22 protein-coding genes are annotated in these 19,024 nt (G+C 64.2%); 9 read left to right on the top strand and 13 right to left on the bottom strand.

Translation table 11 applies throughout. The annotated features are described in order from the left end of the window. Window positions 1-18: 18 nt before the first annotated feature. Entirely contained in the window at window positions 19-459 is a 441-nt protein-coding gene (locus MAB_RS17080; protein ID WP_005056723.1) for an Lrp/AsnC family transcriptional regulator, read from the bottom strand. Window positions 460-538: 79 nt separating this feature from the next. Here MAB_RS17080 and MAB_RS17085 point away from each other — a divergent pair, with 79 nt between their 5' ends. Both MAB_RS17085 and MAB_RS17090 read left to right on the top strand, forming a co-directional pair. After that, window positions 539-1,270: an AzlC family ABC transporter permease gene (locus MAB_RS17085; protein ID WP_005111777.1), complete on the top strand. Its 732-nt coding sequence runs from the start codon at window positions 539-541 to the stop codon at window positions 1,268-1,270. Next, window positions 1,263-1,586, top strand: coding sequence for a branched-chain amino acid transporter permease (locus MAB_RS17090; protein WP_005081319.1), 324 nt, complete (start codon window positions 1,263-1,265; stop codon window positions 1,584-1,586). Before MAB_RS17085 ends, MAB_RS17090 begins: the two co-directional genes overlap by 8 nt. A gap of 119 nt (window positions 1,587-1,705) precedes the next feature. On the opposite strand, the gene MAB_RS17095 is transcribed toward MAB_RS17090, so the two are convergent. Next, complete coding sequence (locus MAB_RS17095; RefSeq protein ID WP_005081314.1) at window positions 1,706-2,182, bottom strand: hypothetical protein; 477 nt, start codon at window positions 2,180-2,182, stop codon at window positions 1,706-1,708. A gap of 54 nt (window positions 2,183-2,236) precedes the next feature. Between MAB_RS17095 and MAB_RS17100 the strand changes: the two genes are divergently transcribed. Beyond that, window positions 2,237-2,884, top strand: a complete 648-nt coding sequence (locus MAB_RS17100; RefSeq protein WP_005111779.1) for a TetR/AcrR family transcriptional regulator — start codon at window positions 2,237-2,239, stop codon at window positions 2,882-2,884. Window positions 2,885-2,887: 3 nt separating this feature from the next. Here the strand turns inward: MAB_RS17100 and MAB_RS17105 are convergent, their stop codons facing one another. Next, entirely contained in the window at window positions 2,888-3,724 is an 837-nt protein-coding gene (locus tag MAB_RS17105; protein WP_005111781.1) for a metal-dependent hydrolase, read from the bottom strand. An 11-nt stretch (window positions 3,725-3,735) separates the two neighbouring features. Beyond that, window positions 3,736-4,572 (bottom strand): metal-dependent hydrolase, encoded by an 837-nt coding sequence (locus tag MAB_RS17110; protein WP_005056709.1) that lies wholly within the window; start codon window positions 4,570-4,572, stop codon window positions 3,736-3,738. Between the two features lie 131 nt (window positions 4,573-4,703). Between MAB_RS17110 and MAB_RS17115 the strand changes: the two genes are divergently transcribed. Genes MAB_RS17115 through MAB_RS17125 form a run of 3 tightly spaced genes read left to right on the top strand, consistent with a single transcriptional unit; the run spans window position 4,704 to window position 6,025 of the window. Further along, window positions 4,704-5,039 carry an ArsR/SmtB family transcription factor gene (locus MAB_RS17115; RefSeq protein ID WP_005081309.1) on the top strand — a complete coding sequence of 112 codons (336 nt, stop codon included), beginning with the start codon at window positions 4,704-4,706 and terminating at the stop codon, window positions 5,037-5,039. Next, window positions 5,036-5,530, top strand: coding sequence for an SRPBCC family protein (locus tag MAB_RS17120; RefSeq protein ID WP_005081306.1), 495 nt, complete (start codon window positions 5,036-5,038; stop codon window positions 5,528-5,530). The genes MAB_RS17115 and MAB_RS17120 overlap by 4 nt, the downstream gene beginning before the upstream one ends. 48 nt (window positions 5,531-5,578) lie before the next feature. Next, a complete protein-coding gene (locus MAB_RS17125) occupies window positions 5,579-6,025 on the top strand; it encodes a nitroreductase family deazaflavin-dependent oxidoreductase (RefSeq protein ID WP_005086470.1) in 447 nt (148 codons plus the stop codon). Here MAB_RS17125 and MAB_RS17130 read toward each other — a convergent pair. Then, window positions 6,009-6,758 carry an acyltransferase gene (locus MAB_RS17130; protein WP_005111782.1) on the bottom strand — a complete coding sequence of 250 codons (750 nt, stop codon included), beginning with the start codon at window positions 6,756-6,758 and terminating at the stop codon, window positions 6,009-6,011. The genes MAB_RS17125 and MAB_RS17130 overlap by 17 nt on opposite strands. A gap of 85 nt (window positions 6,759-6,843) precedes the next feature. Between MAB_RS17130 and MAB_RS17135 the strand changes: the two genes are divergently transcribed. Further along, complete coding sequence (locus tag MAB_RS17135; RefSeq protein ID WP_005111784.1) at window positions 6,844-8,136, top strand: outer membrane protein assembly factor BamB family protein; 1,293 nt, start codon at window positions 6,844-6,846, stop codon at window positions 8,134-8,136. Here the strand turns inward: MAB_RS17135 and MAB_RS17140 are convergent. The 5 genes from MAB_RS17140 to MAB_RS17160 are packed head-to-tail and all read right to left on the bottom strand — an operon-like array spanning window position 8,090 to window position 12,768. Then, window positions 8,090-9,283, bottom strand: a complete 1,194-nt coding sequence (locus MAB_RS17140) for a THUMP-like domain-containing protein (RefSeq protein ID WP_005093988.1) — start codon at window positions 9,281-9,283, stop codon at window positions 8,090-8,092. The two genes, MAB_RS17135 and MAB_RS17140, sit on opposite strands and share 47 nt — an antisense overlap. Before the next feature lie 17 nt (window positions 9,284-9,300). Then, entirely contained in the window at window positions 9,301-10,278 is a 978-nt protein-coding gene (locus MAB_RS17145; protein WP_005056694.1) for a class I SAM-dependent methyltransferase, read from the bottom strand. 21 nt (window positions 10,279-10,299) lie between these two features. Beyond that, a complete protein-coding gene (locus tag MAB_RS17150) occupies window positions 10,300-11,094 on the bottom strand; it encodes an enoyl-CoA hydratase-related protein (RefSeq protein ID WP_005111786.1) in 795 nt (264 codons plus the stop codon). Next, on the bottom strand, window positions 11,091-11,918 hold the full coding sequence (locus tag MAB_RS17155) for an NUDIX hydrolase (RefSeq protein WP_005069846.1): 828 nt from the start codon (window positions 11,916-11,918) through the stop codon (window positions 11,091-11,093). Before MAB_RS17155 ends, MAB_RS17150 begins: the two co-directional genes overlap by 4 nt. Before the next feature lie 25 nt (window positions 11,919-11,943). Continuing rightward, complete coding sequence (locus MAB_RS17160; protein ID WP_005086465.1) at window positions 11,944-12,768, bottom strand: ABC transporter ATP-binding protein; 825 nt, start codon at window positions 12,766-12,768, stop codon at window positions 11,944-11,946. Window positions 12,769-12,906: 138 nt separating this feature from the next. On the opposite strand from MAB_RS17160, the gene MAB_RS17165 reads away from it, so the two are divergent. Then, entirely contained in the window at window positions 12,907-13,653 is a 747-nt protein-coding gene (locus MAB_RS17165) for a helix-turn-helix domain-containing protein (RefSeq protein ID WP_005086464.1), read from the top strand. On the opposite strand, the gene yczE is transcribed toward MAB_RS17165, so the two are convergent. Further along, window positions 13,635-14,324, bottom strand: a complete 690-nt coding sequence (yczE, locus tag MAB_RS17170; RefSeq protein WP_005114536.1) for a membrane protein YczE — start codon at window positions 14,322-14,324, stop codon at window positions 13,635-13,637. The two genes, MAB_RS17165 and yczE, sit on opposite strands and share 19 nt — an antisense overlap. Before the next feature lie 62 nt (window positions 14,325-14,386). On the opposite strand from yczE, the gene yczR reads away from it, so the two are divergent. Beyond that, the gene (gene yczR, locus MAB_RS17175) at window positions 14,387-15,835 is read left to right on the top strand and encodes a MocR-like transcription factor YczR (RefSeq protein ID WP_005111789.1); all 1,449 of its coding nucleotides are present in this window, start codon (window positions 14,387-14,389) and stop codon (window positions 15,833-15,835) included. Between the two features lie 97 nt (window positions 15,836-15,932). On the opposite strand, the gene serB is transcribed toward yczR, so the two are convergent. Beyond that, window positions 15,933-17,168, bottom strand: coding sequence for a phosphoserine phosphatase SerB (gene serB, locus MAB_RS17180; protein ID WP_005056675.1), 1,236 nt, complete (start codon window positions 17,166-17,168; stop codon window positions 15,933-15,935). Window positions 17,169-17,188: 20 nt separating this feature from the next. Continuing rightward, on the bottom strand, window positions 17,189-18,883 hold the full coding sequence (gene ctaD / locus MAB_RS17185) for an aa3-type cytochrome oxidase subunit I (RefSeq protein WP_005056670.1): 1,695 nt from the start codon (window positions 18,881-18,883) through the stop codon (window positions 17,189-17,191). Between the last annotated feature and the right edge of the window lie 141 nt (window positions 18,884-19,024).

The following is a 19,024-nucleotide window of genomic DNA, read 5'->3' on the forward strand; positions in this document are numbered from 1 at the left end:
TGCGCACCAAGCGCTTCCTCAGCGGCGTGACTTGAGCAGCTTCATCGTGAGCCGCGAGTCGACACGGGCTATGGCCGGGTCACCCATCAGCTTGACACTCAACCACTGCTCATAGGCGGCAAGGTCGGCTGTCTGCACCCGGATGAAATAGTCCGGAATGCCGAACATTCGCCTCAGCTCGGCGACTTCGTCCATCGCCACCAGGCGCTCCTCGAAAGACGCAACCGTGGCAAGGTCTTTGGCCACCAGATCTGCGTAGATGATCACCTCGAAGTCGCGGCCCAGCGCCGCCGGATTCACCAGTGCGGTATAGCCCGTAATGACACCCTCGGCTTCCAACCGGCGCACCCGCCGCAGGCACGGGGCCGGAGTAAGGCCAACCCGGTCCGCCAATTCCTGGTTCGTCAGCCGCCCATGATCCTGAAGCTGATCGATTATTGCGCGATCTAGCTTGTCCATGCATCTATATTGCCTCACAGACCGGATTGGAAGCAATATCGACAACCATCGTGCGTGTTATCCACTCTATGATTGCTGCATGAGCCAGGAGGTGTTGTCGCCGAGATCCCCACGGGGCGATGAGCTGCTCAAAGCCGCCCGCCACGCGGGCGTGGTGTGGGCTGGACTATTTGCCCTCGGTATCGGGTTGGGAGTGGTCGTCACCGCCCACGGCCTCCCCTGGTGGCTGGCCCCGCTCATCTCGGGGGTACTGTTCGCGGGCTCGGTCGAGTTCATCCTGATCGGCATGTTGTCCGCCGGCGCCTCGGTTCCCGCGATCGCCCTGACGACATTTCTCGTCAATTCGCGCCACCTCTTCTATGGCCTGTCCTTCCCCCTCGACCGAATCGGCAGCCGGATCGGTAAGTCGTACAGCATGTTCGCGCTGTGTGACGAGGCGTACGCGTTGATCACCGCACTGGACGAGCAGGCATTGAGCTCCCGGCGGATCCTGTGGACCCAGTTCGGCCTACACCTTTCGTGGGTTGCGGGTGCGACAGCCGGCGGCCTTGCCGGTGCCTCGTTCCTGAGCGGACTCAAGGGCCTTGATTTCGTGCTCATCGCGATGTTCTTGGTGCTCACCATTGACACCTACCGCTCCCGCCCCGATAGGAGGGGCGCGGCGCTCGCCGTCACGGCAGCCCTCGTGGCACTGGTGCTTGTGCCCGGCGCGATGGTGCTCGTGGCAATGTGCGGCTACACCGTCACTCTCGTGGCCCGGCACTACGTGACCCGCGTCCCCCACGCGAGGCCGCAGGCCTCCCATGCCTGAACTTGCTTACATCGCCGCGGCGTTGTCCTCTGCCGTAGCGATTACGTTCGCACTGCGCGCGCTACCGTTCGCCGCGCGAAGCGCCATAAAGAACAACGAGCTGGCCATCAACCTAGGTCGCTGGATGCCATTGGGCGCCACTGTGATTCTCGCCGTGTACTGCCTGTCGACAATCGACTTCACCGCTCCCGCACACGGGACCGGACCGATCCTCGGAGCAGCCGTGACGGTTGGCATGCACTTGTGGCGGCGCAACGCGGTGCTGAGCATTGTCGTCGGCACCGCCGCGTGCCTACTTGTCACCAACCTGACCTAGACGCCCGTCGTGGCGATCGCGCCCGCTAACGCACGCCTCATCTCACCGAGGCCGAGGAATGTCACCGAAGTTCTAGAGGTCGCCGAACAGCCAAGGCCCAGAGCGGTTGTGACCCAGGTCTACTGCCGCGTGTATGCCGGACCCTCCGGTAACAATTGCTTGTTGACCAACCGGTGCCAGCGCCGTTGTCGATACCGGAAAATCGCCGCCGCGCCGCCGGCGGCCGCTGCGCTGAACATCCCCGCATCAATATCGATGGAATCGCTGTAACGGCACCGTCCCCGGCCAATCGGCTCCACGTGCAGGGTGTGATTCCAGGTGCGCAGAATCCCGCCGCTCTCGTTGGTTCGTACGGTGCGATTGTCCGCGTCTACTTCGACCACATGAATCGTATGACGGTACAACGGGATCAGATGCAGGCCCCACAGCCACGCGGTGCCGGCCTCGCCCACCCGCAGGGGCTCGGTACGCCCCGAAAGCGCCGGGATGCCGAACAGACCGCGACACAGATACAGAAAGGTGCCGGCATATTGCATGGCATTCCAGACCCGGTCGGCATCGGTGGGCAGTTCAGTTTCCAGATAAACCGTCTTCATCTACGTTTCCTCCCATAGCGCCAGCTCAAACACTATTATGAGTAATTACTCGCATTGGCGATACTCGCTTTCGGGGAGGGCTTCGACATCATGTCCAGCAGCCGGCTACAGCCGCGCAAGCAGCCCCGACAGGACCGTGCGGAGGCGACCCGCCGACGCATCCTGGAGGCGGCTGCTCACGTTTTCGCCGACTTCGGCTATGCGGCGGGTACCACAAATCGCATCGCCGAGCGGGCAGAGATTTCGATCGGGTCGCTGTACCAGTACTTCCCCAACAAGGACGCGATCCTCGTCGAGCTCATGACCGCCCACACTCACCGGGGGTTCGCGCTCATTCACCAGCATCTGGCGGCCGGGCTGCCCGATACGATCGAAGACACTGTGCGGGTGTTCGTAGGATCCGCGATAGCCAATCATCGGGACAGCCCTCGGCTGCACAGGGTGCTGTTCGAAGAGGCGCCGCGTCCTCCGGAATTCCTGGCGATGCTGCACCGGTCCGAGGATGCCGTCATCGCGGCTGCCGAGGCAGTACTGGCCGCCCATCCCGAAGTACGGGTAACTGAAACCGACACGGCAGCAAGGATGGTGGTAGCGACCATCGAGTCACTGGTGCACCGCCTGATCGCGGGGCCGCGCCCGATCGACCCGCAACTGTTCGAAGATCAGCTGGTCGATATGCTCACGCGCTATCTGACCGGTTGACCATCAGTGCAAATGGTCGGCGATCTGCCCCTGCTCGCCGAAAAGCTCCGCATTCCACTTGGCTATCAGCTCGCTGTTGTCAACGTCGTCAGGATGAAAATCCTTGCGGCTGTAGGAAAGTAGCCGACGAAAGACCGCGCGCGAGAAGAATGGGGAGCCAAAGAGCCGGACTGCGCTGCGGTAGGTGATGCGCGGATTGTAGAAGTCCCGGTCCCGCAACAACGATGCCAAGGACGCGCACGCGGCGAGTGTGAAGAACCCAAAAGTGGTGAACCACATGGCAAAAACTCGCATGCGGTTAGTGCCGCCGATGGCCTGATAGACCTCAAATGCCACCGTGCGATGCTCGGACTCCTCCAACGCATGCCACAGCAGCATGGATCGCACCTCGCCCTGTCCCAACATCTGCTGCGCCCGCTCATCACTCAGGAGCGTCTCGGCCAGGATCGCGGTGTAGTGCTCCAGCGCCGCGGTCATCGCGATGCAATACCTTGGCGAGGAATAGCGGGTGCGCGCCGCCAAGACCTTGCGGGTCGCCCGATCGACAAACGCGGTGGGATATCCCATCTCCTGCAGGCGTTCATTGAGCGCCCGATGCTCACGACTGTGCGCCGCTTCCTGGCCGACGAACCCGGCGACCTGCTTTTTGAGCTCAGGATCGGTGATCTGGCCGGCCACGGCGCGCACCGAGCGGATCATGAACGCCTCGCCCTCGGGGAAGGCTCCCGAAAGCACCGAGACCACGTGACTCATCCCCAGGTCGTCCTGCACGTAGTGCCGTCGCATAGCGCCGGCCGGGTAGCGGAACCTGATGCGCCGCGTCTTGATGTCCCGTTGCACGATCAGCTCCGCTAGTGCAGGTGGCCGGCCAGCTGCCCGTTCTCGCCGAACAGCTCGGCATGCCACTTCTCGATGAGCTCGGTGTTATCGGAGTCGTTGGGATGGAATCCCGGGCGATTGTATTCACCAATGCGGCGCCGCACCGTACGACTCAGAAACGGCAAATGCCGCAAAGCCGCAATGCTTTTCACCAACCGGACAGGGTTGTAGGCGGCCTTGTCACGCATCAGTGAGATCAGCGTCTCAAAGAACGTGGTGTAGATGAAGGCGATGGTCGTGCGTCGCATCACCCAGATACGCAGCCGCTCGCTACCACCGACCGCGCGGTAAACGTCGAACGTCACGCTGCGATGCTCGGCTTCTTCGAAGGCGTGCCACAGCAGCATGCGCCGCACTTCACCTTCGCCGAGCATGTCCAGGGCACGCTGGTCGGTCAGCAGCGTCTCGGCGAGCACCGCGGTGTAGTGCTCCAGTGCGGCGGTTACGGCCAGGGTGTAGATCGGCGGATAGTTACGGGTCTGGAAATTGAATATCCGGCGGGCCAGCCGCTCCACGAAGGCGGTGGGATATCCCATCTCCTGCAGGCGCTCGTTGAGCTCGCGATGCTCGCGTCCGTGTGTCATTTCCTGGCCGATGAACCCCGCGACCTGCTTCTTGAGTTCGGGATCGGTGATCTGATCGGAGTAACGCCGGACCGAGCGGATAAAGAACTCTTCCCCCTCAGGGAACACCGCCGACAGCATCGCCATCATGTGACTTGACACCAGGTCACCCTGCACGAAATGGCGCTCCAGCGAACCCGGCTGATAGCGAAACTTGATACGGCGGGTCTTGATCGGCCTGTCCATACTCAGCTTCCCACTACCCCGCAATGACTGATCTTGGTTGGCATCACCAACGTCGCTCAGGGTACCGCAAGCCGATGGAGTCCCGATGACTCACGGCTTGATATATACCAATATCGGTATATATTTGGCGGATGGCGCGCACTCCCACGACCGCAGACGCGTTCAACGCGATCGCGGAGGCAAGCCGGCGTGACCTTCTCAGCGCCATCGGTACGGACGAGGTCACGGTGAACGAGCTGGTGTCACGAACCCGAATGAGCCAACCTCAAGTGTCCAAGCACTTGAGCGTGCTTCGTGCCGTCGATCTGGTGCGGGCGCGCTCACATGGGCGACATCGCTTCTACCGCGTCAATGGCGCAGCGCTACGCCCCGTCCACGACTGGGTCGCCGCGTTCGAACGCGCCTGGAACGAACGCCTCGACCGGCTCGACATGCTGCTCACCGAACTCAAGGAGGAGAAATCATGAGTACCCGCCACGGCAGCGCCACCGTCGTATTGCCTTCGGACACAACGATTCTCATCACCCGATCATTCGACGCGCCGGCGGCACTGATCTTCCGCGCGCTCACCGAACCCGAGCTGGTCACGCGCTGGTGGGGATTCGAGGACGCGCAGTGGGAAGTCTGCGAGATCGATCTGCGGGTAGGCGGGACCTGGCGCTACGTGGTGCGCCAACCCTGTGAGTCCGAGCCGGACAGGGAGGTCGCGTTTCATGGCGAATATCGCGAGCTCGATCCGCCGCATCGGCTGGTCAGCACCGAGGTGTTCGAAGGAGTTCCGGAGGGCGAGGCTGTCGTTTCCACGACCCTGGATGAAGTCGACGGGGTCACGACGATGCGTGTCCTGGTGCAACACACTTGCAAGGAACACCGCGACGGGCACGTCGAATCGGGCATGGAGGTCGGCATGCAGGTCAGCTACAACCGCATCGAAGATCTGCTTCGCGACCTCGGATGACAAAAACTGGCCTGAAATAGTGTGCCCACGGCACGCGTTGCAGCCACGGTGACCAACCAATTCACCTTTGAGTACATCAGCAAGAACCCACAATGGGTCGGCGAGCAGATCGAGGTCTACGAATCCAGCGGCGGCGTCGAGGGCACCACGCTGGAGGGGCTGCCCGTCGTGATCTTGTACACCATTGGGGCGAAGTCGGGACAGATCCGTAAGGCGCCGCTCATGCGCGTGGAGCACGACGGCGTGTACCTGGCGGTCGGCTCAATCGGCGGGGCGCCGAAGAATCCGGCCTGGGTGGCGAATCTGCGCGCCAACCCGGTATTCGAACTGCGCGATGGCGAAGACGTACAAACTGTGCGTGCCGAGGAGATCACCAATGAGGCTGAACGTGCCGCGTGGTGGGAGCGTGCCGTAGCCGCCTTCCCGCCTTACGCGGAGTACACAACACGGACGACCCGGGTGTTCCCCCTGTTCACACTCACTCCGGTGAGTTAGCGGCCGCCTTCTTGCGTTCGATATCGGCCAGCGCCTCGGCCAGCTGCGCACGCTGGGCACCCGAGGCGTCCCAGGCCACCTTCCGGTTCTTGACCACCTTGGCCGGCGCGCCGACCGCAATCGAGTAGTCCGGTATCACGCCCTTGACCACGGCGTGAGCACCCAGCACGCAACCGCGCCCGACGATCGTGTCGCGCAGGATGGTCACTTTGGCGGCGATCCAGGTGTCCGGTCCGATGCGCACCGGAGACTTGACGATGCCCTGATCCTTGATCGGGTAGGTGATGTCTTCCATCCGATGGTCGAAGTCGCAGACGTAGCACCAGTCGGCCATGAGGGCCGAGTCGCCGAACTCGATATCGATGTAGGCGTTGACGACGTTGTCCTTGCCGAAGACCACCTTGTCGCCGAGGCGCAGGGAGCCCTCGTGGGCACGCAGCGAGTTCCCGTCACCGATGTGCACCCATCGGCCGATCTCCATCCGCGCCAACTCGGGGGTGCAGTGGATCTCGACGTTCTTGCCGAGGAACAACATGCCACGCGTGACGATGTGCGGGTTGGCGAGCTTGAACTTGAGTAGTCGCCAGTAACGCACCAGGTACCACGGGGTGTATGCCTTGTTGGCGATCACCCAGCGCAGCGAGTCCCTGGTCAGGAATTTCGCTTGCAACGGGTCCCGCAGGCGCTGCCCGCGCCACCGCTTGTGCAGGGGAGCGCCCCACATCGTCGTCATGGCCGCACAGCCTACGGGACGCGGCGGGACGCACACGCTACCCTGCGATGGGCCGGACCGCCCCCTAAGGAAGGAGTGCCTCACCGTGCTTTCCCGGGCACGAGTACTCGCGAGCATCGCCCTCGCGGCGCTCCTCACCATCACCGGCTGTTCCGGTGACGATTCGTGGATCAACATCAAAGCAGCACCCGGATGGTCCGCCTCCTACGCCGACGCGCACAACAGCAGCTACACGGCCACTGAGGGCGCTCGTGAGCTGACTCTGGAGTGGAGCCGGAACACCAAGGGCCAGATACGCAGTGCCGCCGCCATCGGCATCGACAATTTCATCGCGGTCAGCGCCGACACCCCATCCGGCTGCACACTGATGGAGTGGGAGGACAACAGGGCAGCACGCCAACGTTGGTGCACCCGGATGATCACCGGGAGCCCGTGGTCCGGGCCGCTTGCCGACGGCTATAACAACCTCTACGTGGGCCAGCCCGGAGCCGTGGTCTCCTTCCCCCCCACCCAATGGATTCGGTGGCGTAAACCCGTCATCGGCGCCCCCACCACACCCAAGATCGTGGAGCCCGGCCGGCTCCTGATCGTCACGCACCTGGGCCAGATATTGATCTTCGATGCCCAGCGCGGTGAGGTCGTCGGAACGCCGATGGATCTGCTCGAAGGGGTCGATCCGGCCGATCCACGACGCGGTCTGGAGGATTGCGAACCGGCTCGGCCCAAGTGCCCGATATCGGCCTCCCCCGCCTACGATCCAGCGACCGGCACCATCGTGACCACGCTGTGGCAGCCGGACAAGCCGGTGCCCGTGCTGTTGGGCATCACCTACGACGCCGACGGCAAGGTGACCCTGAAGCACAAGTGGGCCAGCAAGATCATCGATGAGGGTGTGATCGGTTCACCGGTGATGTCCAACGACGGTGAGACCGTCTACATCAACGATCGCAAGGGCTCGCTGCACGCGATGCACACCTTCGACGGCAGCCAGAAATGGTCACTGCCGCTGGGGTTCAACGCGACCACACCGCCGTCGGTGGCACCGGACGGAACGATCATCGCCGGAACCGGCGACAAGGCCACCCTGGTGGGCATCAAGGATTCGGGCGCCAAGGGTGAAATCGCCTGGCGCCGCGACGACCTCGTTCCACTTTCGACGTCGAGTCAGGCCGCCGGAAACGTGGGTTATGCCGTCGTCAGGGACGGCGATAAGGGCCTGGCCCTCGTGGTGTTCAACACCCCGGACGGGGCTACCATCAACCGCTATCCACTGCCCGATGCCACAGGATTTCCGGTGGGGATTTCGATCGGACCGGACCAGCGTGTCATCGTCACGCTGAGCGAGGGTCTGGTGTACGGGTTCCGCCCGGAGACCTAGCCGCGCAGACGAAAGCCTTTGCACCACTGCCTATTCGGGTGATAACAACAGACAAGGGCACACTGCCGCGCAACTTCAGCCTGGTGCGTAACAACGCGGGGTCCAGATCAACGCCACGGACGGTGATCTCGACGGCCCCGCAGTCCCGGGCGGCCAGGGCCTGACGCAGCCGCTTCTCACTGTAGGGCAGCGAATCGAGCACCCGGTAGCCCTGCACACCGGCTGGCACACAATCCCCGGATAGATAGGCAATGCGGGCGTCCAGCTGCCACAGACCGTGTCGCGCGGCGTACTGACGCACCAGGCCCGCACGCACCACCGCGCCGTCCGGATCGATGATCCACTCGCCCGCACCGGCCACCGCGCAGTCATCGGGGTCGGCGTCGGTCAGCTGGTAGCCCGTACCAATGGTCGCCAGCACGGTGGCACGCCGCCGCGCGCCCGCCAATCCGGCCGACCACAGGCACGCCTCGCGGACGCCACCGTCCAATGACACCACCTCGATCTCACCGTCGAAACCCGTCTGTTCCCGCAGATCGGCAAAGTCCAGTCCCGGAGCGCATTTGACCACCAGGTCGCGATCGGCATAGCTCCGCAGCACGGCGTCCAGCGGCGGTGAGTAGGCGGATGGATCGAACCGCCGGCGCCCACCGGCGCGGCGCCCCGGATCGGCGATGACCACCTGAGCACGACTGGAGGGGGCCAACGCATCGGCCCTGCACACCAGGACATGTTCGCCGATATTATTGCGCGCCATTGCCGTTCGCACCGGATCGATATCGCTCCCGATGACTGCCGCCGCGACGCCATCAAGGGCCGCAAGCTCTGCCCCGACCGAGCACGTGACATCGTGCACCACCAAGCCGGCCAGCCGGGCGGCCCGATGTCTGGCCACCGCGGCCGGGGTGGCCTGCTGCAGGGCGTCATCGGTGAACAGCCAGTGGTCAACGCGGCCCAGCTTGGCTGCCGCCTTGCGGCGCAGCTGCACCGTCTGCGCCAAAACTGCTGCGTGATCACCGAATTCGTTGCGCAGGGCCGCCGTGTCGGCCACCAGGGTGCCCGCCGAGAACGTATACGTGGAGGCCCGGGCCAGGTCTGCGGCGCCCGCCTCCGACGACAGGTATGCGACGTCGGAGAGATCGAACACCGGCAGCTATCGGAAGATCAGGACGGCTTGATCCCGGTGATCATCACGTTGTAGTACCAGCCCTTCGGCACCACATGACGCCACACGTTCTCGTCCACCCAGCTCAGCGCCTTCCAGCCGTTGAAGGCAAATTTCGCCCAGCCCCAACCCAGCTTGCCGGGCGGCACCGTCGACTCGAATGTGCGCACCGGCCACCCCAGCATGGCGGCGGTGAATTCCTCACTAGCGGTCCGTACCGCGACGGCGCCGGCATTGGCGGCCATCTTCTCCAGGTCAGCGGGATCAAAGGTGTGCAGGTCAACTACCCATTCCAGGGCCGCGGCACGCGAATTCTCGTCGAGCTCCTCCTGCGGACGCCGCCAACTCTCCAGACCAGGCAGCTTCATTGCCTGGACCGTGGCCTTCCAGGTCAGGTCCGCGAGCGCGCGGGCGTACAGATTTCCGACCGTGGTGGGCTCGCCGGCGAAGACGAACCGGCCACCCGGCTTGAGTACCCGGAGTACCTCGCGCAACGACAGCTCGACATCCGGGATGTGGTGCAGCACGGCGTGGCCCACCACCAGATCGAAGGTGTTGTCGTCGTAGGGAATCCGCTCGGCATCGGCAACCCGGCCATCGACGTCCAGACCCAGCTCCTGGCCGGTGCGAGTGGCAACCTTGACCATGCCCGGGGACAGGTCGGTGACCGAGCCACGGCGCGCGACACCCGCCTGCATCAGGTTCAGCAGAAAGAACCCGGTGCCGCAGCCAAGCTCCAGGGCGCGGTCATAGGGCAGCTCACGTTGATCCTCGACGGGGACGATGGCGTCGAACCGGCCGCGGGCGTAGTCGATGCAGCGCTGGTCGTAGGAGATGGACCACTTCTCGTCGTAGGTTTCTGCTTCCCAGTCGTGATAGAGGATCTGGGCGAGTTTGTTGTCCTCGAAAGCGGCGGCGACCTGCTCGGCGGTGGCCTTTGTGGTCGGCTGGCCGTCCAGCCCCGTAATCTCCGTCATGGCCGTCAGCCTAACTCCTGGTTAGGCTCCCCTGAACCGGGCCGTCCCCGGGCCGATCTCGAGCTGAGCGGTGACGCCGTCCGCGCGGTCCTGTGTCGCGAACACCTGGCAAAACAGCTCACGTTCCTTGTCCAGCCCAGCGGCCAGCGGACCGTCGAATCCATGGTCGATGGCCTCCTTGGCGGCAGCGAGCGCCAGCGGCGGCCCATCGACAAAGCGCCGGGCCCAGCTCGCGGCCTCTGTATACACATCGTCGGGCGCCACCACCTGATCGATGAGTCCAGCGCCCCGTGCTTCGTCAGCTCCCACGAAGCGGCCGCTGAAGACCATCTCCTTGGCCCGGCTCAGACCCACCACACGCGCCAGTCGGACAGTCCCACCGCCACCCGGAATCATGCCGACCAGGATCTCCGGCGAACCCACCTTGACGTTGTCCCCTGCGATCCGCCAGTCGGCCGTCAGGGCCAGCTCCAGTCCGCTGCCCAGCGCATACCCCGTGATCGCGGCGATCGTGGGTTTGGCCAGCTCCGCCACCGCGGTAAGCGCAGCCTGCCGATCACCGGCACTGCGCGCCATCTCATCGGCGGATAGCTCCGAAAGTTCCGCCAAATCGTCACCGGCGCAGAAAATCTCGTGTCCCCCATAGACGATGACAACCCTGATGTCTGCGCGTGCGTTCACCTCCGCGGCGGCCTGGGCCAGTTCGCGATACATCTGCCGGGTGAACGTGTTGGTGGGCGGCCGCGACAATGCGATGGTGCCGATGCCGGGATGCTCGGGCGCGGTGCGCACCGACACGAATTCGGGCTCGATCATGACAGCTCCGGCCCGGTCACCTCGGGGATTTCGACCGCACCCTGCCGGGCTGCTTCGTATCGATCGACGTCGTCGAATTGGACGAACCACCGGCCATCCTGCTCGGTGAGGATCGGCATGATCGGCGCAATGCTGCGTGCCACCCCCAGTACCTCGGCAACCGATGCGCCCGCCGAGGAGACGGCGTCTAGCTGCGACCAGGTGGGCGGAAGCAGGAAACTGCGCCGCTCGGTGAAGGCCGCGATCGCGGCCGCGGGGGTCTGCCACCCGGATGCGACGGCCTCGGTGTTGTTGCCGTCGGCGTCCTGCCCCGCCGGCAGCGCCGCCACAAAGAAGAACGTGTCATAGCGACGTGGTTCGGCCTCCGGGGTGATCCAGTTGGCCCAGGGACGCAGCAAGTCCGCCCGCAACTGAAGGCCTTCACGCTGCAGGAACTCGGCAAAGGATAACGTCTTGTCGGACAGGTCCTTGCGCGCCTGGTGGTAGACGGCGGCGTCCTCGACTATCGAGTTTTCCGAGGTCCCCGCGAACAGCACCCCGCATTCTTCGAAGGTCTCGCGCGCGGCAGCACAGACCAGGGCTGACGCCAGCTCCGGCGTGACGCCGAACTGTTGCGCCCACCAGTCGACATCCGGGCCGAGCCACGGCACATCGGCGTGCATGTCGCGGGAATCCACCCCGCCGCCCGGAAACACGGTCATCCCACCGGCAAAGGCCATGGCGTTGTCCCGACGCATCAGAAACGCTTCGACGCCGACGGCCCCGTCACGGATCAATACGACGGTGGCCGCCGGCTTTGGCTCGGGTGGTGTCGCTGCTGTCATGGGGAGAATTCCTTCACTTTGCGCGCTACTGCGCACGGTGGGCTGCCCTGGCGCGGGCACGTCGCGCGAAGTAACGCCCGTCGATCATCTCAACCACGATCGACTGGCCGAACGCGCGGGACAGATTCTCACTGGTCATCACATCGGCCAGCAGGCCCTGAGCGACAATCCCGCCCTCGGACAGCAACAATGCGTGACTGAACCCTGGCGGAATTTCCTCCACATGATGAGTCACCAAAACCATGGCGGGTGCGTCCGGATCGGCGGCAAGCTCACCCAGCCGCGCGACAAGTTCCTCACGCCCACCCAGATCCAGGCCTGCGGCCGGTTCATCGAGGAGCAACAGCTCCGGATCGGTCATCAACGCCCGCGCGATGAGCACCCGCTTGCGCTCCCCCTCGGACAGCGTCCCGTACGTACGATCCGACAGATGCTCGGCACCAAGGGTTTCGAGCATGTCCACGGCACGGGCGGTATCGATCTCTTCGTATTCTTCGCGCCAGCGGCCCAGCACCGCGTATCCGGCCGACACCACCAGATCGCGAACCACCTCGTTATCGGGAATGCGCTGCGCCAGCGCGGCCGAACTCAGGCCGATCCTCGACTTGAGTTCAGCGACGTCGACACGGCCCAGCCGCTCGCCGAGAATCGCCGCATACCCAGAGGTGGGGTGCTCCATGGCCGCCGCGATTCGCAGCAACGATGTCTTCCCGGCGCCGTTGGGGCCGAGAACCACCCAGCGTTCGTCGAGCTCGACCGACCAGGTGACCGGGCCTACCAACACCTTGCGGTTGCGGCGCAGCAGCACATCGCGGAAATCGAGCAGAAGGTCCGGATCAATTTCGGCCACTGGGTCATCGTGCCGTATCCCGCCGCGCGAGCGGTCAGCGGGAGCCCTATAGCGCGTCATCTCCGACATGCGCCCAGACCTGTATCGCGTATCCTCACTCATACGTTAGCAATCTCGGAGGGAATTCCAGGCAACCACATGACAAACGACTTCGATCCGGATCCTTACCTGGAGACGGTGCAGAGCATCGGGCTTGCTAACCATCGGCTCATCGCGCAGCTCGATGCGGAGGCATCTCAGATTCAGCAACGTGCCGCTGACGGCGAAGATCGATCGTGGATATGGGATGACCTCAAGGTGTGGCGTCGCCGAGTTGATGCTTTTCAATCGCAGCTGCGTCGCGACACCACCGCGCTGGGCCGCCTGATCGACGCTAATCGGCGAATCAAAGGATCGGATCAGACTGCCGATATCGGCACATCAAAACTTGATTATTCGCCCGACAGCAACCGCAATACGCTCCATCCCTTCAAGGACTCGCGATCTCAGGAGGAATTCGTCTCCAGACTTAACCGAGTGTTCGCGGTCCTACACTCACCTGGGCGCGGCCCGTACTCAAATAGCGAATTTCTTGTCTTCATGCGAACGGGCGGCACCGTCGTCTCGGCACCTTATCTGTCGCAGTTGCGCAACGGGCAGCGAGGCCGGCCCTCACTGCAGGCGTTGGAGAGCATCGCGCATGCCTTTCGCATCGATGTCCGTTACTTCATCGATAGTGGCTACGCCGATGAGCTGGAGTCAGATCTGAGTGCGCTCGAACTCGCCCACAACCCGGCGGCGGCCGAGCTGACATCCAAACTGCTCGAACTGCCTGAGCCCGTTCGCGACCAGTTACTCGCCGATGCGGAGTCCTTCGATCGCCGCAATCAGACCGCGACATCCTGAGCTGAATCCAGCGGAGTGGACCGTGATTCGGCGTTGCGCTGCGTACTGAGCACCGGGCCCCAGCCACTGACGGCCAAGAGCCGCCGCGGCACCAGTCGCAGCACGAGCTGAATGAGGGGCCCAATGCCGAAGGCGTAGAGCAGTGTCCCGGCGCCCACATTTCCACCGAGTAGCCACCCCGTACCCACTGCGAGCACCTCGATGATGGTCCGGATGAGACGTACGGACCGACCGGTGCGATGTACCAGGCCAGTTGTCAGTCCATCACGGGGCCCGGCGCCGAGTCCCGCACCCACGTAGAGCACCGAGGCGATGGCGTTCAACACCACCCCGCTCAGCAGAAACGACACCCGGACCGGCATCGCCGGCGACTCCGGCAACCAGGCAAGAGCAGTATCGACGGCTATCGCGATGACGATGATATTGGCGATGGTTCCGACACCGGGCTTATTGCGCAACGGGATCCACATGAGAAGCACCACCACACCGGTCACCGCCGAGGCAAGCCCGATGCTCATTCCGGTGCGCATCGCCAACCCTTGATGGAACACATCCCACGGATCCAATCCAAGGCCAGCGCGCACCATGAGCGCCATCGAGAATCCGTACAGATACAGACCCACCATCAGCGCGGTGCCGCGCGCGCTCCAACCAATCCATTTACCGCTCACGGGCCAATATTGTCGGCCAACTGGCTTGTCATTCAATAGCCAGTTGAGCCACACTGGCTTTTATGCCCGATCGAGTGGTCACCGCCGAAACCCTGGCCCGTCACCTAGGCCAGTGGCGCACCGCAGGTTCCGCAGGACCTGCCTATGGGGCCTTGGCCGACGCGATACGGCTTCTCGTCATCGACGGACGACTGCCCCTGGGCGTCCGGATCCCCAGTGAGCGAGCACTGGCCAGCGCCCTACATGTCAGCCGCACCACCGTAACCACTGCCTATGCCGAACTACGTGAGAGCGGCTATCTGCGTGGCCGCCAGGGTGCACGCAGCACCACAGCACTGCCCGGGCCCGATCGAACAGGCTCGGCCACAACGGGATTGATGAGCCCCATGGTCGACCTACAGAATGCCGCCACGGCCGCACCGGCTGCCGCGGTGCTTGAGGCGTACCAGGCGGCACTGACCACGCTGCCCACTCACCTCCGGGGCATCGGTCATGAGCTGGTGGGTATTCCGGAGCTGCGGCCCCGCATCGCTGAACACTTCTCGCGGCGCGGACTGCCCACCACCGAGGACCAGATCATGGTCACCTGCGGCGCTCAGCAGGCCATCGCGCTACTCCTCGGGGCATTCGTGGAACCCGGAGACCGTGTGCTGGTGGAGCAGCCGACCTACCACGGCGCCCTGGACGCCATCTCTCAGCGGGGTGCACGTCCGGTGCCCGTGCCCATGCACACGCATGAGCGCGACTCCGGCTGGGACATGACCGGTATGGAGACCACCATCCGCCAGACGGCGCCAAACCTGGCGTACTTGGTGCTGGACAACCACAACCCCACCGGCCTAACGATGCCACTGGGGCAGCGAAAGGCATTGGCCGACATCATTTCCCAGACCAGAACACGCACCGTCGTGGACGAGTCACTCGTAGGCGTTTGGCACCAAAACCACACACCCGCGCCAATGGCCGCATTGGTGTCCCGTCCCGAGCTGGTGGTCACTATCGGTTCCATGTCGAAGTCGTTTTGGGGCGGAATGCGCGTCGGGTGGATTCGTGCCGACCGCACCACCATTGCCCGTCTCGCCGCGGTGCGCTCGGCCATGGATACCGGCACACCGATCCTGGAGCAGCTTGCCGCCGCCGAACTGCTGGAACGTGCCGAGGAGGTTGAGGCCGCGCAGCGCGAAACTCTTCGTGCGCGCCGCGCCCTGGTGGTGAGCGAGCTGCACCGCCGGCTCCCGGAATGGGAACTACAAGAGGCCGACGGCGGGCTGTGTATCTGGGCCCGGCTGCCGGCACCGATGAGCACCGCACTTGCCGCCGCAGCCGCGCGCCTCGGGGTCCGCATTGCCGCCGGACCACGGTTTGGGGTCGGCGGATCGCTGGAGCGCTTTGTGCGGTTGCCGTTCACACAGCACGACGATCAGTTGTTGCGCGGCGTGGAACTGCTCGCCCAGGCCTGGCACACCGTTACCGGCGCACTCCCCCTTGCCGATTCGACGATGGTGGGCTGACGTCCGCGCACCGCACCGCACCGCACCGCGAGCATGCCCAAATGTGCCTAAATACCGCATATTTGGGCACATTTGGGCATGCTCGCGCCAGGAAAGGTCAGTCGTCGGGAATGTCGACGCGGCGCACACCGCCATCGACGGCGTCGGCCGCCTCGATCTCGGCCCGGGTGATGCCCAGGATGAACAGCACCACATCCAGATACGGCTGGCTGACCGAGGCATCGGCCACCTTGCGCAACGCCGGTTTGGCGTTGAAAGCCACGCCGAGACCAGCGGCCGACAGCATGTCGATATCGTTCGCACCATCACCGACGGCCACGGTCTGCGCCAGCGGGACACCGGCCTCATACGCGAATTGCCGCAACGCCTTGGCCTTACCGGGACGGTCCACGACCTCCCCGATCACCCTTCCGGTGAGCTTGCCGTCCACGATCTCCAGAACGTTGGCCGCCACGAAATCCAGGGCCAGTTCGTGGGCCAGGGGGTCGATCACCTGGCGGAATCCACCCGAAACCACGCCGCACGAGTACCCCAGCCGACGCAGGGTCCGGATGGTGGTGCGGGCACCTGGAGTGAGTACCAATTCATCGGCGACATCCTCGAGCACCGACTCGGGCAGACCGGCCAGCGTGGCCACGCGCTGATGTAGCGACTGGGCGAAGTCCAGCTCGCCGCGCATGGCAGCCTCGGTGATGGCAGCGACCTGCTCCCGTGCCCCGGCCCGATCGGCCAGCATCTCGATGACCTCACCCTGGATCAGGGTCGAGTCCACGTCGAACACGATGAGCCGCTTGGCCCGTCGGTCCAGGCTGCTGTGCTCGACGGCGATGTCCACCGGCTCGTCGGTCGCCACCTGCGCCATGGCCGTGTGCAGATCGACATCGGTCAGCCGGTTCTGCGGCACGGTGACCCGCAGCTCCAGGCCCGTGACCGGGTAGTCGGCGATGCCACGGATCAGGTCGATATTGATCCCCAGCGCGGCGAGCTCGCGGGCCACAGCACCGAACGCGCGGGCGGTCACTGGCCGCCCCAGCACCACAATGGTGTGCGTCGACGGATCCTTGATCACCGAACTGTCCCCGCCGAATTCGACGTCGACGTCGAACCCGAGGGTGTGCATGGCCTCTTCGAGCTCGTCCTGTAGCGCTTCGACCGCATCGCTGCGGCCCTGCGCCTTCACCAGCACACCGAGGGTCAGCTTGCCGCGAATGACAACCTGTTCGACGTTCAGCAGGTCGACGCCATGGCGGGACAACACCCCCATGAGTACCGAGGTGACGCCGGGCTTGTCGGCCCCGGTGACGGTGACAAGAACCGTGACGCGGTTATTCACAACAGAGTGTCGCGGCCTTATTAGTGGCCGCCACCCACGTGTGCCTCGGCGCGCATGCGCTCAGACATGTGCGGGTAGTGCAGCTCGAACGCCGGGCGCTCGGAACGAATCCGGGGCAGCTCGGAGAAGTTGTGCCGCGGCGGCGGGCAGCTGGTGGCCCACTCCAGGGAGTTGCCGTAGCCCCACGGATCGTCGACCGTGACAACCTCGCCGTAGCGGTAGCTCTTGAACACGTTCCACAAGAACGGCAGCGTCGAGGCACCGAGGATGAAGGCACCGACCGTCGAGAACGAGTTCAGGAAGGTGAAGCCGTCGGTGGGCAGGTAGTCGGCGTACCGGCGCGGCATCCCCTGGTTACCCAGCCAGTGCTGCACCAGGAACGTCGAGTGGAAGCCGATGAAGGTCAGCCAGAAGTGGAACTTGCCCAGGCGCTCATCGAGCAGACGGCCCGTCATCTTTGGGAACCAGAAGTAGATGCCGGCGTAGGTCGCGAACACGATGGTGCCGAAGAGCACGTAGTGGAAGTGCGCGATCACGAAGTACGAGTCGGTGACGTGGAAGTCGACCGGGGGCATGGCCAGCAGCACGCCGGTCAGACCACCGAAGAGGAACGTGACCAAGAAGCCGACGGAGAAGATCATCGGGGTCTCGAAGGTCAGTTGCCCCTTCCACATGGTGCCGATCCAGTTGAAGAACTTGATACCAGTGGGAACCGCGATCAGGAACGTCATGAAGGAGAAGAACGGCAGCAGCACCGCGCCGGTCGCGTACATGTGGTGCGCCCACACCGCGATGGACAGCGCGGCAATACCCAGGGTCGCGTAGATCAGCGTGGTGTAACCGAAGATCGGCTTGCGGCTGAACACCGGGAAGATCTCCGACACGATGCCAAAGAACGGCAGCGCGATGATGTAGACCTCGGGGTGCCCGAAGAACCAGAACAAGTGCTGCCACAGCAGAACCCCGCCGTTAGCAGGATCGAACACGTGGGCGCCCAAGTGGCGGTCGGCGGCCAGACCGAACAGCGCGGCGGTCAGCAGCGGGAAGGCCAGCAGCACCAGCACGCTGGTCACCAGGATGTTCCAGGTGAAGATCGGCATCCGGAACATCGTCATACCCGGGGCACGCATACACACGACCGTGGTGATCATGTTTACCGCGCCCAGGATGGTGCCCAGACCACCGACTGCCAGACCCATGATCCACAGATCAGCGCCGGCGCCCGGGGAGTGAATGGCGTCGGTCAGCGGCGTGTAGGCGGTCCAGCCGAAGTCGGCGGCACCACCAGGGGTGATGAAGCCTGCGATACCGATCAGGGCCCCGAAGAGGAACAGCCAGAAGGAGAAGGCGTTCAGTCGCGGGAAGGCGACGTCGGGGGCGCCGATCTGCAGCGGCAGCACCACGTTCGCGAAGCCGAACACGATGGGCGTGGCGTAGAACAGCAGCATCACGGTGCCGTGCATGGTGAACAGCTGGTTGAACTGCTCGTTGGAGAGGAACTGCAGCCCCGGCACGGCCAGTTCGGCGCGCATGAACAGCGCCATCAAGCCACCGATGAGGAAGAACGCGAAGCACGCGACCAGGTACATGATGCCGATCAACTTGTGATCGGTGGTCGTGATCAATCGATAGATCAGCGTGCCCCGTGCGCCCATACGGGGCGGGAACGGGCGGCTGGCCTGCAATCCACCAATCGGGGGTGCTTCGGCGGTCACGGCTCCTCCGTTTCCTTGTAGCGCGCAGTCGATCCAGTGACTGCTTGTCTGTCGTGAATCCTAGCCCGCGCCACCCCCGATCGCGGAGCGGGTCCTACACAGAGTCGTATTTGAGTGACGCAACCGCGCTCACCGGGCTCT

Source organism: Mycobacteroides abscessus ATCC 19977 (genome assembly GCF_000069185.1).
Lineage (GTDB): Bacteria > Actinomycetota > Actinomycetes > Mycobacteriales > Mycobacteriaceae > Mycobacterium > Mycobacterium abscessus.